Source organism: Enterovirga sp., assembly GCF_028290205.1.
GTDB lineage: Bacteria > Pseudomonadota > Alphaproteobacteria > Rhizobiales > Beijerinckiaceae > Enterovirga.
The window spans coordinates 1-12,720 of the sequence record NZ_JAQGKF010000003.1; the positions used below are offsets into that span (position 1 = coordinate 1).

Consider the following 12,720-nt stretch of genomic DNA (forward strand, 5'->3'; position numbering starts at 1 on the left):
TCGACTGGGAACGTCCGTTCGACACCGTGTGCGACGACAGCCGGCCGCCGTTCACGCGCTGGTTCGTCGGCGGCCGGACCAACCTCTGCCACAACGCCGTCGACCGCCACCTGGCGGCACGCGCCGACCAGAACGCGCTGATCTTCGTCTCGAGCGAGACCGACGCGGAGAGGGTCTACAGCTTCCGCGAGCTGCACGCCGAGGTGCAACGCATGGCGGCGGTGCTGCAGGAACTCGGCGTGGCGCCGGGCGACCGCGTGCTCATCTACATGCCGATGGTCCCCGAGGCGGTGTTCGCGATGCTCGCCTGCGTGCGCATCGGGGCGATCCATTCGGTGGTGTTCGGCGGCTTCGCGAGCGTGAGCCTGGCCAGCCGCATCGACGATGCGCAGCCGGCCGTCATCGTCAGCGCCGACGCGGGCAGCCGGGCCGGCAAGGTGGTGGCCTACAAGCCGCTGCTCGACGAGGCGATCTCGCTGTCGCGCCACAAGCCGCAAGCCTGCCTGGTTCTGCAGCGCCCGCAGCTCGCGGCGGCCCTCGTGCCGGGCCGGGACCGCGACTGGCGGGAGGCGGTGGCCGAGGCGCGCGGCCGGGGCGTTTCGGCCGCATGCGTGCCGGTCGCTGCGACCGACCCGCTCTACATCCTCTACACCTCCGGCACGACCGGGCGGCCCAAGGGCGTGGTGCGGGACACGGGCGGCCACATGGTGGCGCTGAGCTGGTCCTTGCCGAACCTCTACGGGATCAAGCCGGGCGAGGTGTTTTGGACGGCCTCCGACATCGGCTGGGTGGTCGGGCATTCCTACATCACCTACGCGCCGCTCCTCTGCGGGGCGACCAGCGTGCTGTACGAGGGCAAGCCGGTCGGCACCCCCGATGCCGGCGCTTTCTGGCGCGTCTGCGAGCAGCACGGCGTGGTGACGCTGTTCACCGCTCCGACCGCGCTCAGGGCGATCCGCAAGGAGGATCCCGAGGGCGCGCTGGTGCGCAGCCGCGACCTGTCGGCGTTCCGGGCGCTGTTTCTGGCCGGCGAGCGGGCCGATCCCGACACCGTCGCCTGGGCCGAGCGGGTCTTCGGCGTGCCCGTCATCGACCATTGGTGGCAGACCGAGACGGGGTGGCCGATCGCCGGCAACCCGCTCGGGCTGGGGCAGCTTCCGGTGAAGCACGGCTCCCCGACCGTGCCGATGCCGGGCTACCGGCTCGACACGCTGGACGAGGCCGGCAGGCCGCTGGCTCCGGGCGTCATGGGCACCCTGGCCCTGAAACTGCCCCTGCCGCCGGGCTGCCTGCCGACGCTGTGGCACGACGACCAGCGCTTCCGGGACAGCTACCTGACCGCCTTCCCGGGCTATTACACGACCTCCGACGCCGGCTACCTGGATGCAGACGGCTATGTCTACGTCATGGGCCGCACCGACGACGTCATCAACGTGGCCGGCCACCGGCTCTCGACCGGCGCGATGGAGGAGGTGCTCGCCTCCCATCCGGCGGTGGCCGAATGCGCCGTGATCGGCATCCGGGATGCGCTGAAGGGCGAGGTGCCGGCCGGGTTCGTTGTGCTCAAGGCGGGACGGGACGGCGATGCGAGGGCCGTGGAGCAGGACCTCGTGGGCTATGTTCGCGACCGGATCGGCCCCGTGGCCGCGTTCAAGCTCGCCTTCGCGGTCGGGCGGTTGCCGAAGACGCGTTCCGGCAAGATCCTGCGCGGCACCATGAAGAAGATCGCCGACGGCGACGCATGGACCATGCCGGCGACCGTGGACGACCCCGCGATCTTCGACGAGATCGGCGCCGCCCTGAAGGCCCGGGGCCTGCCCGGCTGACCGGCGGATCTGCGCCGGCCCGGCCCTCTCAATAGGTGGCGCGGCCGCCGGAGATGTCGAAGGCCGCACCGGTCGTGAAGGAGTTCTCGGCCGAGCAGAGCCAGGCCACCATGGCGGCCACCTCGCGCGTTTCGACGAAGCGGCCGCGCGGGATCTTGGACAGCATGAACTCCACATGCTCCGGCGTCATCTGGTCGAAGATGCGGGTGCGGGCGGCCGCGGGCGTCACGGTGTTCACGGCGATGTCGTGGCCCGCCAGCTCCTTGCCGAGCGATTTCGTGAGCGAGATCACGGCCGCCTTGGAGGCCGAATAGGCCGCCGCGTTGGCATTGCCCTCCTTGCCGGCCACCGACGCGATGGTGACGATGCGGCCGTAGCCCTGCGCGATCATGGATGGAATCACCGCCCGGCAGCAATGAAAGGTGCCGTCCACATTGATGCGGAAGATGCGGTTCCAGTCCGCGAGCGGATAGGTCCAGGTGGATGTGTTCGGGCCCGCGATCCCGGCCGAGGTGACCAGGATGTCGATCGGCCCATGCGCGGCTTCGGTCGCGCGTGCGGCCGCCATCGCGGCCTCGGCGTCGGTGACGTCCACCTCGCGGGCCGACACGCCGGCCCCGACCGAGGCCGCCGTCTCGCCGGCGAGCTCGCCGTCCAGGTCCCAGATCTCGACTGTGGCGCCGCTCGCGGCGAAGCGCTCCACAATGGCCCGTCCGATGCCCTGCGCGCCGCCCGTCACCACGGCCACGTGACCGTTCAGGTCGATCTGGTTCATGTGTCTCCTCCCAGTCTTTGACCGGAGCCTAGCCGGGCCGCGGCGGGCAGACGAGCGAAAGATCGTGTGGTGTCCGCTGCGGGGTTGAACGTGCTCTGCCCGTCGCCTACCGGGTCCCGCACGCCACGCCCCGCACAGGAACTTCCCGCCATGCCGGTCCGCATCGGGCTTGCCGCCATTCTGGCCCTTCTCGTCTCACCGGCCGAGGCCGCGACGCTGGATGGCCGCTCGCTCGGCCTGATCTGGGCCGTGCCGTTTGCCGGCATCCTCCTGTCGATCGCCATCCTGCCGCAGCTCGCCCCGCACCACTGGGAGCGCTGGATGGGGCCGATCGCGGCCGTCTGGGCGCTCGCGACGCTGCTGCCGCTGGCGCTGGTTCAGGGGCTCGGCCCGGCTGCCGATGCGGCCCTGCACGTGGTGCTGCTCGAATACATGCCGTTCCTGCTGCTGCTGTTTGCGCTCTACACCATCGCGGGCGGCATCGTGCTCCAGGGCAATCTGCGCGGCACGCCGGCGCTGAACACCGGCTTCCTGCTGGCCGGAACGCTGCTTGCGAGCCTGGTCGGCACCACCGGCGCCTCCATGGTGCTGATCCGCCCGCTGATCCGCGCCAATGACGACCGCCGGCACACGGTGCATGTGGTCGTGTTCTTCATCTTCCTGGTCTCGAATATCGGTGGCGCGCTGACCCCGCTCGGCGATCCGCCGCTGTTCCTCGGCTTCCTGCGCGGCGTCGACTTCTTCTGGACCACCACCGCCCTCGCGGCCGAAACCGCGTTCACGGCCGGCATCCTGCTCGTCGTGTTCTTTGCGCTCGACACCTGGCTCGACCGCCGCGACGTGACCCGGCCGAAGCGGCGCGACCCGACCTCCGACGTGCCGCTCCGGTTGCGGGGCGGCCTCAACCTGGTCCTGCTCGCGCTTCTGGTCTGCGCCATCGTGCTGTCGGGCGTGTGGCGGCCGGGCACCGGCCTGACGATCGGCAGCGTCCGGCTGGAGACGCAGAACCTCCTGCGCGACGGCGCGATGGTCGTGCTGGCCCTGGCCTCGCTCGTGCTCACGGAACGCCGCAACCGGCGCGACAACGGCTTCACCTGGGGCCCGATCATCGAGGTGGCGATCATCTTCGCCGGCATCTTCCTGTGCCTGATCCCGGTCGCGGCGGCGCTCGGGGCGGGCCACGAGGGCGCCTTCTCCGGGCTGCTCGGGCTCGTGTCCCGGCCGGACGGATCCCCGAACCCGGCGGCCTATTTCTGGCTCACCGGGATGCTGTCCTCGTTTCTCGACAACGCGCCCACCTACATCGTCTTCTTCGAGCTCGCGGGCGGCGATCCGGTCCGGCTGATGGGGCCGCTCGCCCACACGCTTGCGGCGATCTCCTGCGGGGCCGTGTTCATGGGCGCCAACAGCTACATCGGCAACGCGCCCAACCTCCTGGTCTATGCCATCGCCAAGGACCGGGGCGTGCCCATGCCGAGCTTTGGCGGCTATCTGCTCTGGTCGGGCGGCATTCTCCTGCCCGTGTTCGGGCTGGTGACGCTGATCTTCTTCCGCTGAGGCAGGAGGGCTGGCCGCGACGGGCCGGCCCCCTAGAGGCCGCTCTGGCTCTGGGTCGGGGCGAGCCCGCGCTGCCGCAGGAGGGCCTCGGGGGAGGGCAGGCGGCCCCGGAAGGCCGTGTAGGCGTCCTTCGGGTCGCGCAGGTCTCCGGCCGCATAGACGAAGCGGCGCAGCCGCTCGGCCACCTCGGGATCGAAGATGTCGCCCGCCTCCTCGAAGGCCGCAAACCCGTCCGCGTCCAGCACCTCGGACCACATGTAGCTGTAATAGGCGGCCGAATAGCCGTCGCCCCCGAACACGTGCTGGAAATGCGGCGTGCGGTGCCGCATCGTGATCGCCTCCGGCATGCCGATGCTCTCCAGCGTGCGGCGCTCAAAGGCCGCGACGTCGATGGTGTCGGCGGAGGGGAGCAGGTGGAACTCGAGGTCCACCAGGGCCGAGGAGACGTATTCCACCGTGGCGAAGCCCTGGTTGAATTTGCGCGAGGACAGCAGGCGCTCGACGATGTCGTCCGGGATCGGCGCCCCGGTCTGGTAGTGCCGGGCGAAGCGCGACAGGATCTCGGGCTGCTCCAGCCAATGCTCGAAGAGCTGGGACGGGAACTCGACGAAGTCGCGCGGCACGCTGGTGCCGGCAAGGGCCGGATAGGTCACATCCGACAGGAGCCCGTGCAGGGCGTGGCCGAATTCATGGAACAGCGTGCGGGCGTCGTCGAAGGAGAGCAGCGTCGGCACGTCGCCTGAGCCCTCGGCGAAGTTCATGACGTTGACCACGATCGGACGGGCCCCGCCGTCGAGCCGGCGCTGGCGCCGGAACGAGCTCATCCAGGCGCCCGAGCGCTTGGAGGGCCGGGCGAAGTAATCGCCGAGGAAGATGCCGACGAGCCCGCCGTCCGGCCCCGTCACCTCCCAGGCCCGCACGTCCGGGTGGTAGCGCGGCAGGTCCGGCCGCTCCGTGAAGCTGAGGCCGAACAGCCGCGAGGCGCAGCTGAACGCCGCCTCGATCATCCCCGACAGCGCGAAATACGGCTTCACGGCCGCCGCGTCGATGCTGAACCGCTCGTGCCGAACCTGCTCGGCATAGTGGCGCCAATCCCAGGGCGCGAGGGGTCCGGCCGCGTCCCGATCGGCCAGACGCTGCAGCGCCTCGGCTTCGCGCCGGGCGAGATCGCGCGCCGGGCCCCACACGGCGCGCAGCAGCTCCTGCGCGGCCTCCGGCGTTTTGGCCATGGTGTCGTCGAGCCGGTAATGGGCAAAGGTCGGGTAGCCGAGCAGGCGGGCGCGCTCGGCCCGCAGCTTCACGGTCTCGGCCACGACCTCGCGGTTGTCGGTGGCGCCGCCGCGCTCGCCCCGGCTGGTCCAGGCCTGGAAGGCCCGGTGGCGCAGGTCGCGGCGGGCCGCGTATTGCAGAAACGGCTCGATCGAGGAGCGCGCGAGGGTGATCACGTGGCCCGGCAGGCCACGATCCTGGGCCGCCTGCCGGGCGGCTGCCCGGAGGTCGTCCGGGAGGCCGGCGAAATCGGCCTCGCTCTCGAGCGGCAGCACGAAATCCTGCTCGTCGGCCAGCACGTTCTGGGTGAAGCGGGTGCCCAGGACGGCGAGCCGCTCGCCGATGCTGGCGAGCCGCGTCCGCACTTCGTCCGGCAGCCCGGCGCCCTGGCGGCGGAACATGCGGTGATAGCGTTCCAGCAGCCGGCGGCTCTCCGCGTCCAGGCCGAGCTCGTCGATCCGCCGCGCCAGCCCGTCGATCCGGGCAAACAGCGCGTCGTCGAGATACATCGCGCTGCCATGGCGCGACAGCACGGGCGCGATCTCGCGCTCAATGGCCCGCAGGGCGTCGTTGGTGTCGGCGCCGGTGAGGTTGAAGAAGACGTTGCAGACCCGATCCAGCGCCGCGCCCGAACGCTCGAGCCCGAGGATCGTGTTCTCGAAGCTCGGCTCGGCCGGGTTGTCCCGAACGGCCTCAATATCGGCCCGGTCGGCCGCCAGCGCGGCCGCGAAGGCGGGCAGGAAATCGGCAGCTTCGATGGCCCCGAAGGGCGGCATGCCGAAGGGCGCGGTCCAGGCGGCCAGCAGCGGGTTCGGGCGGTCGCTCTGGGGGGCGGCTGGTGGCACGGGCGTCTCACTCAAGCGGAAGAGCCCGGAGTCGCACGGCGCCGCCGCGCTCGGCAAGCGAGCCGGGGTGCGACCACGTTTCCCTTTTCGCCCCCGATCGGCTAGAGCGCCGCCTGCGCCCCGCCCTTCTCCGGACAGCCCTGACCGCATGTATCCGAAGCCGCGCCCGTCCCTGCAGCCCAACACCGCCGCCTTCGAGTCGCTGCCGCTCGTCAAGCCGACCGGCTTTCGCGAGTACGACGCGCGCTGGTGGTTCGGCCACCCCGGCTCGCCGAAGCCGCCCGAGCTGAACCTGATGGGCGTGCAGGCGCTCGGCATGGGGCTCGGCACGCTGCTCGGCCGCATGGGCGTGAAGCGCGAGATCGTGACCGGTCACGATTTCCGCAGCTATTCGTCGGCGATCAAATACGCGCTCGTCACGGGCCTGATGGCGGCCGGATGCCGGGTGCACGACATCGGCCTCGCCATGTCGCCCATGAGCTATTTCGCCCAGTTCGCACTCGACGTGCCGGCCGTCGCCATGGTCACGGCCTCGCACAACGACAACGGCTGGACGGGCGTGAAGATGGGGGCGGAACGTCCCGTCACCTTCGGGCCGGACGAGATGGGCCAACTCCGGGACCTCGTGCTGGCCGGGGATTTCGAGCTGCGCGAGGGCGGCTCCTACGTGTTCGTGCCGGATCTGCCGGCCCGCTACATGGCCGACCTCACGAACCGCCGGAAGATCGGCCGCAAGCTCAAGGTCGTGGCCGCCTGCGGCAACGGGACGGCGGGCGCCTTCGCGCCGCAGATCCTCGAGGCCCTCGGCTGCGAGGTGGTGCCGCTGGACGTCGAGCTCGACCACACCTTCCCGCGCTACAATCCCAATCCCGAGGACATGGAGATGCTCCATGCCATGGCGGTGGCGGTGAAGGAGCACGGCGCGGATGTGGGCCTGGGCTTCGATGGCGATGGCGACCGCTGCGGCGTGGTGGACGAGCGCGGCCACGAGATCTTCGCCGACAAGATTGGCGCCATGCTGGCCCGGGACCTGACGCGGGTGCACGGACCTTCGCAATTCGTGGTCGACGTCAAGTCGACCGGGCTGTTCCTGACCGATCCGGTGCTCAAGGAGCTCGGCGCGAAGACCGATTACTGGAAAACCGGCCATTCCTACATCAAGCGCCGGGTCAAGGAGCTGAACGCCCTGGCCGGGTTCGAAAAATCGGGCCACTTCTTCTTCAACGCCCCGGTCGGGCGCGGCTACGACGACGGCGTCGTGACCGCGATCGCCGTCCTCGACATGCTCGACCGCAGCCCCGGCAAGACCATGTCGGAGCTCTATGCCGAGCTGCCCATGACCTGGGGCTCGCCCACCATGGCCCCGCATTGCGAGGACGAGGTGAAGTACGGCGTGGTCGACAAGGTCGTGCGCCGCTTCCAGGAGATGAAGGAGAAGGGCGAGACCGTCGCGGGGCAGACCATCCGGGATCTCGTCACCGTCAACGGCGTCCGGGTCGTGTCCGAGGACGGCACGTGGGGGCTCGTGCGGGCCTCCTCCAACAAGCCCGAGCTGGTGGTCGTGGTGGAGAGCCCGGTCTCGGAGGCGCGGCTGCGCGAGATGTTCGCGGCCGTCGACGGCGTGCTGCGCGAAAACCCCGAGGTGGGCGCCTACAACCAGACGCTTTGAGGCGTCAGGCCGGGCAACTGCTCGGCCCGACCACGCGATCGTTGTCGCGCACCGGCCAGGGCGTATTTTCGCGCAGCCGGATGGTGCCCGTCATCACGTAGCCGAAGACCGGCGTGTAGGGCACGAGCGTCTCGACCAGGATGAACGACTTCGTGGCGTCGGTTTTGAATCCCTCCGGCACCGCGTAGGCCGAGCCGGCGGCCCGCACCTTCAGGTTCGCGGCGTCGAACTGCGCTTCGGTCTCCGTCTGTGCCCTGGCGGCGAGGTTTCTGCCGCAGCTCCATTCCACGGCCCCGGTATAGGTCGAGCCGGATTTCGTGACCCCGATGGAGGACACGACCATCTGGGGCGCCGGCGAGTCGAAGGGCCGCATGATGGCGCTCGCGGCCCCGAAGACGTTGGACATTTCCGTCGTGGTCAGCTCGCGGGTGCGAGACGACAGGTCCGCCAGGCTGCGCGACAGCAGCGTGAGCTTGCGGTCGATGTTCACCGCCAGTGTGACCTCGGACATGCCCAGGAACAGCGTCACCATGATGGGCAGGATCAGGGCGAACTCCACCGCCGCCACCCCCTCGACGGCGCGCGGCCAGGAGCGGAGGCGGGCGCCGATGCGGCGGCACCGCAGCGCGGCTCGGTCGGGACTCGTCATGGGCCGGTCCTCAGGGCGTGTAGGGTTCGGTCCGGAAGGCGGCCGTCGCCATGATGACTCTGTTGCCGTTGCTGAGCCCGCCTGCGGTCTTCAGCATCGGCACGAGCGCTGGGTATTCCAGGGCGGCTGTCACCACGGCGATCTGCTTGGCCCCGACGGTCTGGTAGCCGAACTCGCTCGCGTCGAAGCTCTTGGTGGTCCCCGTCGTCTTCACCGCCGAGGGTGGAGCCGCGCCTGAGAAGCCTGACACGCTGCGGATGTCGACCGCGACCTGGTTGCAGTCGAACAAAGCCGTGACGTTGCTGCACAGGCTCGCCTTGAAGGCGGCGGCGAGCTGGGCCGACGTCTTGTTCTGGTGGGCCGCGTCGCTCTGGAACTGCCCCGTGTAGATTTTGCGCGAGGCGTTCGCGACCGCCGTCTCCAAAACCTGGGTCGACCAGAACAGCATCGCGATCTCGAGGATCGAGAACATCAGCAGCAGGAAGGGCAAGGCCAGCATGCCGAATTCGACGGCCGTTGCGCCGCTTTCGGAACGCCGGAAGGCCCTGAACCTCGTGGGGCGCGCCTCGCAGGTGGGCCGGGACAGTGCCATGGTGTTCACCCCGCAGAGTTCGCGGCGCGCTGGCGCGCTTGCATCCCCTTCTAGTGTGCAATGTTTTCCGGAAGGTTGAGCTGACCTTCCACATGCGGCCGCATGTCGGCCGCCTCAGCGCGAGGTGGCGAACTGGTTGCGGGCGTCGGCCTGGCCGCGATTCTCGTTGAAGAAGCCGTTAGCGTCACCCAGGATCACGGAGGGCTGGCAGTTCGGCGTGCAGGAATAGGATTGCCGCTCGAGGCCGCGCTGCACGACCACCACGGCCTCGCTCGGGGCCCCGACGCTGACCGTGGACTCGGCCAGCATGTTGCCGCCGCTGTCCAGCGCGATCAGGTTGGTGGTGCCGTAGCTCTTGCCGGTCAGCACCACGATGCCGTTCTTCTGGATCGACATGTCGGCGATGGCCGGGTTGCCGACCACCACCGTCTGGGTCCGCTCGGGGAGCCGGATCACCTTGGCCCGGTCCACCGTGACCTGGATCTCGCCGCGATCGCCGATGCGGGACCTGGGAGCCGGCGCTGGAGCCGGCCGGGTCTCGTCCGCTGCGGCGGCCGCCGGCACCTGGCGCACGGCGTCACGCGCCGCGGCCGGCCCGGAGGCGACGAGGAGCGCCAGGGCGACGGCCGCCGGGGCGGCTTCGAACCAGGCTTGTTCACTCATCGGGCGTCCATCCTGTGCGGCCAGGGAGGAGCATCGGCCGATTTGGTGAAGGATCGCCTAACAGGGTTTCGGTAAACGCCTGCGTCCGCGGCCGGGATGCCCCGGGAACCGCCCAGGGCGCCAGAGCTCAGCTCGAAAAGCAGAGCATTCTCAGCAATTCGAGCGATTAAATGTTAACTAGCTCTTGGGAGATCCTGTGCCCCGCCTGTTCTGGCGGCCAATTTAACTCTGTCGAAACGCGCGCTCCTTAGTTTTGGTGTCAGTTCCGACCGAGCCTGCCTGCAGCGCCGGTTGGACGTGACCGAGATCAACCAGGACAGGAGCAGAACCATGGCCAATTTGGTGAAGCGCTTCGCTCGCGACGAATCCGGCGCGACGGCGATCGAGTACGGGATGATCGCGGCGCTGATCGCGGTGGCGATCATCGTCACTCTTCAGACGATCGGCACGAAGCTTAACGGTGCCTTCAGCACCATCTCGACCAAGCTCGGCACCTGATCCGGGCCGGCCCTGTGCCGGTCGGCGCAGAGGATCGCCGACCGACCCCAGCTGGACCGGGACAGGATCACCATCATCGACAGGAGCACCCATGGGGAAACTGGTGAAGCGGTTTGCTCGCGACGAATCCGGCGCGACGGCCATCGAGTACGGCATGATCGCGGCGCTGATTGCGGTGGCGATCATCGTCACGTTGCAGACGATCGGCACGAAGCTGAACGGCGCCTTCAGCACGATCTCGACGCAGCTCGGGACCTGACCGAGCCCCTCACCGGGGACGGACGCGCCGCGCAAGTGGCCGCGCCACCCCGTGCCTCTGCCCAGCGGCGCCCGGCCCTCGCGGCCGGGCTTTCTGCCGTGGCGGGTGGCTCGCCGCGACAGCCCAGGGAGCGGACAGGATGGCCGAACTGACTCTCCTTGTCGTGTTTCCGGCATTGATGGCCTTCGCGGCCTCAAGCGACCTGTTCACGATGACCATTCCGAACAAGCTGGCCATCGCCCTCGTGGTCGCCTTCGGGGCCACGGCGGCGCTGGCCGGCCTCAGCCTCGACCAGGTCGCGATGCATCTCGCGGCGGGCGCCCTCATCCTGACCATCTGCTTCGCCATGTTCGCCTTCGGCTGGATCGGCGGGGGCGACGCCAAACTCGCGGCCGCGAGTGCGCTCTGGCTCGGCTTCGGCGTCCTGCTGGACTACCTGTTGATCGCGGCCGTGGCGGGCGGCGTCCTCACGCTGGGGCTCCTGGCCCTGCGGCAGCATCCGCTGCCGGCCTTTGCGGCGCGCTGGGGTTGGCTCGCCCATCTGCACGACCACCGCACCGGCGTGCCCTACGGCATCGCCCTCGCGGCCGCGGCGCTCGCCGTCTACCCGCATTCCGAACTCTGGCTCGCCGCGCTGTCGCGCTGAGCTGAGCAGGCCGCGTTGCGGTGCTGCCCGTCTCGCCCACATGTTCGCGTCGAGCGCCGCGGCAGCTGCCGGTCGAATCGGCGCGTGTTGCCGCCGGAGACCAGTAAATCAATTACTTCCGAAGTAGCTAGGTCGTGAGGTCTAGTTAACCATGTTTTGACCATTGGCGGCACAAGTTGGGGGCCCAGAGCTGTTGCGTCGGGAAACCACATGACACCCGCCCGTCTCGTCGTTCTTGCCATCGCCCTCGGCGCAGCAGGCCTGGCCGCCATGCTGATGATGCAGTCGTCCGGACCCGCCGCGACCGTGGTGGTCGAGAGGGCGGCCCCGGTCAGCACCGTGGACGTCCTGGTCGCCGCCTCCGAGCTGCCCGTTGGACACACGCTGAAGCGCGGGGACCTGCGCTGGCTGCCCTGGCCGAGCGATTACGTGCCGGGAGGCTCCGTGTCGCGCCGCGACGTCGCCGGCGAGTCGGAGGAATTCGACGGCTCAATCGTCCGCCAGTCTTTTCTGGCCGGGGAGCCGATCCGGCGCGAGAAGCTCGTGAAGGCCAATTCCAACGCCTTCATGTCCGCCATCCTGCCGTCCGGCATGCGGGCCGTTGCGATCTCCATCGACACGCGAGGCGCCACCTCCGCCGGCGGCTTCGTCCTGCCCAACGACCGGGTCGACGTGCTGCGCACCTACCGGGACGACGAGGCCTCGAAGACGGGCGGCATCGACGTGCAGATGTCGGAAACGATCCTGCCCAACATCCGCGTGCTCGCCATTGGCCAGAACGTCCAGGAGCGGAACGGCGAGAAGGTCGTGACCGGCGAGACCGCCACGCTCGAGGTCACGCCGGCCCAGGCCGAGACCCTGGCTCTGTCGCAGAAGACTGGGCAGCTCTCGCTCGCCCTTCGCAGCCTCGCCGACGCGGGCCAGACGGAGGCGGTCCGGGAGGACAAGTCCGACAGTGGCGTCACCGTGGTCCGTTATGGCGTGGCGCGCCAGAGCGCCCGCCGGTGACCCGCTCGCTAGACCGAAAGTGCACCCCATGACGATGACACGGTCTCGTTCGGCGCTGGCCCGCCGCGTCCTGCTCGGCATCCCGCTTGCGGCCGCGATGGCGCCCCTCGCCGCCCGTGCGGCCGAGCCGGTCCGGGCTTACGCCCCGCAGAGCTACGGCGCCCAGGCCGGCGCCGCCGCACCGGCCGAGACCGGGAGTTCGCGCCGGCTCGACCTCTCCATCGGCCGGTCCGTGATCATCGACCTGCCCCGGGACGCCAAGGAGGTGTTCGTCGCCAATCCGGCGGTCGCGAACGCGGTGGTGCGGTCGACCCGCAAGATCTTCCTGATCGGTGTGGCGAACGGCGCCACCTCGGTCTTCGTGATGGATTCGGACGGGCGCCAGATCGCCACGCTCGAGGTCAATGTCGGGCGCGATCTCAACGTGCTGCGCCAGACGCTCAGGACGGCGATCCCGACCGGCC

13 protein-coding genes are annotated in these 12,720 nt (G+C 69.6%); 8 read left to right on the plus strand and 5 right to left on the minus strand.

Features of this window, described 5'->3' with window-relative positions; translation table 11 throughout:
• Window positions 1-1,826 (plus strand): propionyl-CoA synthetase (locus JWR86_RS00140; RefSeq protein WP_299558974.1); only part of this gene is annotated, 1,826 nt, incomplete at its 5' end.
• A 28-nt stretch (window positions 1,827-1,854) separates the two neighbouring features.
• Here the strand turns inward: JWR86_RS00140 and JWR86_RS00145 are convergent.
• Window positions 1,855-2,601, minus strand: a complete 747-nt coding sequence (locus JWR86_RS00145) for an SDR family NAD(P)-dependent oxidoreductase (RefSeq protein ID WP_299558977.1) — start codon at window positions 2,599-2,601, stop codon at window positions 1,855-1,857.
• A gap of 150 nt (window positions 2,602-2,751) precedes the next feature.
• Between JWR86_RS00145 and JWR86_RS00150 the strand changes: the two genes are divergently transcribed.
• Window positions 2,752-4,158, plus strand: a complete 1,407-nt coding sequence (locus JWR86_RS00150; RefSeq protein WP_299558980.1) for a sodium:proton antiporter — start codon at window positions 2,752-2,754, stop codon at window positions 4,156-4,158.
• A 32-nt stretch (window positions 4,159-4,190) separates the two neighbouring features.
• On the opposite strand, the gene JWR86_RS00155 is transcribed toward JWR86_RS00150, so the two are convergent.
• Window positions 4,191-6,203 carry a M3 family metallopeptidase gene (locus JWR86_RS00155; RefSeq protein ID WP_299559010.1) on the minus strand — a complete coding sequence of 671 codons (2,013 nt, stop codon included), beginning with the start codon at window positions 6,201-6,203 and terminating at the stop codon, window positions 4,191-4,193.
• A gap of 217 nt (window positions 6,204-6,420) precedes the next feature.
• Between JWR86_RS00155 and JWR86_RS00160 the strand changes: the two genes are divergently transcribed.
• Window positions 6,421-7,941, plus strand: coding sequence for a phosphomannomutase/phosphoglucomutase (locus JWR86_RS00160; protein ID WP_299558982.1), 1,521 nt, complete (start codon window positions 6,421-6,423; stop codon window positions 7,939-7,941).
• A 4-nt stretch (window positions 7,942-7,945) separates the two neighbouring features.
• Here JWR86_RS00160 and JWR86_RS00165 read toward each other — a convergent pair whose 3' ends face one another.
• From JWR86_RS00165 to JWR86_RS00175, 3 genes are all read right to left on the minus strand, one after another.
• Entirely contained in the window at window positions 7,946-8,590 is a 645-nt protein-coding gene (locus tag JWR86_RS00165; protein WP_299558985.1) for a TadE/TadG family type IV pilus assembly protein, read from the minus strand.
• Between the two features lie 10 nt (window positions 8,591-8,600).
• Window positions 8,601-9,182 (minus strand): TadE/TadG family type IV pilus assembly protein, encoded by a 582-nt coding sequence (locus JWR86_RS00170; RefSeq protein WP_299558988.1) that lies wholly within the window; start codon window positions 9,180-9,182, stop codon window positions 8,601-8,603.
• Between the two features lie 114 nt (window positions 9,183-9,296).
• Window positions 9,297-9,845 (minus strand): pilus assembly protein N-terminal domain-containing protein, encoded by a 549-nt coding sequence (locus JWR86_RS00175; protein ID WP_299558991.1) that lies wholly within the window; start codon window positions 9,843-9,845, stop codon window positions 9,297-9,299.
• Between the two features lie 330 nt (window positions 9,846-10,175).
• Here JWR86_RS00175 and JWR86_RS00180 point away from each other — a divergent pair, with 330 nt between their 5' ends.
• From JWR86_RS00180 to JWR86_RS00200, 5 genes are all read left to right on the plus strand, one after another.
• A complete protein-coding gene (locus JWR86_RS00180; RefSeq protein ID WP_299558995.1) occupies window positions 10,176-10,343 on the plus strand; it encodes a Flp family type IVb pilin in 168 nt (55 codons plus the stop codon).
• Window positions 10,344-10,434: 91 nt separating this feature from the next.
• Window positions 10,435-10,602 carry a Flp family type IVb pilin gene (locus JWR86_RS00185; RefSeq protein ID WP_299558998.1) on the plus strand — a complete coding sequence of 56 codons (168 nt, stop codon included), beginning with the start codon at window positions 10,435-10,437 and terminating at the stop codon, window positions 10,600-10,602.
• A gap of 139 nt (window positions 10,603-10,741) precedes the next feature.
• On the plus strand, window positions 10,742-11,248 hold the full coding sequence (locus JWR86_RS00190) for a prepilin peptidase (RefSeq protein WP_299559001.1): 507 nt from the start codon (window positions 10,742-10,744) through the stop codon (window positions 11,246-11,248).
• A 210-nt stretch (window positions 11,249-11,458) separates the two neighbouring features.
• Window positions 11,459-12,256: a Flp pilus assembly protein CpaB gene (cpaB, locus tag JWR86_RS00195; RefSeq protein ID WP_299559004.1), complete on the plus strand. Its 798-nt coding sequence runs from the start codon at window positions 11,459-11,461 to the stop codon at window positions 12,254-12,256.
• A gap of 28 nt (window positions 12,257-12,284) precedes the next feature.
• Window positions 12,285-12,720: pilus assembly protein N-terminal domain-containing protein (locus tag JWR86_RS00200; RefSeq protein ID WP_299559007.1), on the plus strand; the 436-nt coding region annotated here is incomplete at its 3' end.

Bases quoted from the DNA above. Each gene is read 5' to 3' on its own strand.
- cpaB (WP_299559004.1), top strand. From the start codon at position 11,459: ATGACACCCGCCCGTCTCGTCGTTCTTGCCATCGCCCTCGGCGCAGCA.
- JWR86_RS00175 (WP_299558991.1), bottom strand. From the start codon at position 9,845: ATGAGTGAACAAGCCTGGTTCGAAGCCGCCCCGGCGGCCGTCGCCCTG.
- JWR86_RS00170 (WP_299558988.1), bottom strand. From the start codon at position 9,182: ATGGCACTGTCCCGGCCCACCTGCGAGGCGCGCCCCACGAGGTTCAGG.
- JWR86_RS00150 (WP_299558980.1), top strand. From the start codon at position 2,752: ATGCCGGTCCGCATCGGGCTTGCCGCCATTCTGGCCCTTCTCGTCTCA.
- JWR86_RS00190 (WP_299559001.1), top strand. From the start codon at position 10,742: ATGGCCGAACTGACTCTCCTTGTCGTGTTTCCGGCATTGATGGCCTTC.
- JWR86_RS00160 (WP_299558982.1), top strand. From the start codon at position 6,421: ATGTATCCGAAGCCGCGCCCGTCCCTGCAGCCCAACACCGCCGCCTTC.
- JWR86_RS00180 (WP_299558995.1), top strand. From the start codon at position 10,176: ATGGCCAATTTGGTGAAGCGCTTCGCTCGCGACGAATCCGGCGCGACG.
- JWR86_RS00155 (WP_299559010.1), bottom strand. From the start codon at position 6,203: ATGCCGCCCTTCGGGGCCATCGAAGCTGCCGATTTCCTGCCCGCCTTC.
- JWR86_RS00145 (WP_299558977.1), bottom strand. From the start codon at position 2,601: ATGAACCAGATCGACCTGAACGGTCACGTGGCCGTGGTGACGGGCGGC.
- JWR86_RS00165 (WP_299558985.1), bottom strand. From the start codon at position 8,590: ATGACGAGTCCCGACCGAGCCGCGCTGCGGTGCCGCCGCATCGGCGCC.
- JWR86_RS00185 (WP_299558998.1), top strand. From the start codon at position 10,435: ATGGGGAAACTGGTGAAGCGGTTTGCTCGCGACGAATCCGGCGCGACG.